Annotated in this window: 2 protein-coding genes; both read right to left on the bottom strand. The window is 60.9% G+C overall.

The features are described 5' to 3' along the window. The coding region (locus ABD211_RS33050) for a tyrosine-type recombinase/integrase (RefSeq protein ID WP_425560586.1) at positions 1-688 on the bottom strand (688 nt) is incomplete at its 3' end. Between the two features lie 56 nt (positions 689-744). Further along, positions 745-894, bottom strand: coding sequence for a helix-turn-helix transcriptional regulator (locus tag ABD211_RS33045; protein WP_344140453.1), 150 nt, complete (start codon positions 892-894; stop codon positions 745-747). Positions 895-906 lie beyond the last annotated feature (12 nt).

The following is a 906-nucleotide window of genomic DNA, read 5'->3' as shown; positions in this document are numbered from 1 at the left end:
CGACCACGCCAGCCGACAGGTCTACGTCGGCCCAGATGAGCGCCAGAGCTTCGCCGATCCGAACGCCGGTACTGAGCATGAACAGGCTCAAGTCGGGAATGTCCGACTTCACAGCGCGCTCGTTCTCCGAGACGGACTTCAGCCACAACTCGACTTGTTCAACGGTTAGGGATCGTGCGAGCTTCTTCCTACGTGAACTCTCGATCCGCCGAATCTCACGTACGGGGTTGGCATCAAGCGGTCCGCTTCGAACAGCCAAGCCCATCACGCCGGACGTGACGCTCCTGCAGAGCTTGGCGGTCGGGACCCCGGATTTCGCCTTGACCTTGTGGATGAACGTGTCCACGCGAGCGGTGGTCACCTCAGCGAGCCGCAGTTCTCCGAGCGCCGGACGAACATGCTTCTTCAACACGGACTTGTAGCTTTGCACAGTCCGCGGTGATCGAGATCCGTCCTGCACGAGTTCATCGATCTCTTGGACCCACGCGTCGGCGACCTCGTTGAAGCGGTGGTTCGGCGTCCACGTACCAGCCTTGCCCATCTTGGCACGCTCTCGCAGGGCGTTCTGCAGCTTGGATGTTGCAGCACCCTTGGTCCTACCGCGCCTTTCGACACGAACGATCTCACCATTGAAATCCCGAAAGTTGGCAATCGCACGGTGTGCCTTGCGGCCCTTGGAGTCGATCACCTCGTGCGTTCGGATCTGTCCCCAGGTCCCGATGGGGAGCGGCTCTCTAGCCATGACTACGCAGCCCCGTCGAGCGACTTGAGCCAGCCGTACACGACTTCCTGTTGGTAGCGAACGTATCGACCGATGCGAACGCCTTTCGGGCCATACCCAGTCGTACGCCACTTGTACAGGGTCGGCACCGGTACGCCGAGGAACTCGGACAGGTCCTCGATGCT

Source organism: Luedemannella flava, assembly GCF_039528515.1.
Lineage (GTDB): Bacteria > Actinomycetota > Actinomycetes > Mycobacteriales > Micromonosporaceae > Luedemannella > Luedemannella flava.
The sequence above is the reverse complement of the archived record's forward strand: the minus strand, read 5'-3'. Positions and strand labels throughout refer to the sequence as shown.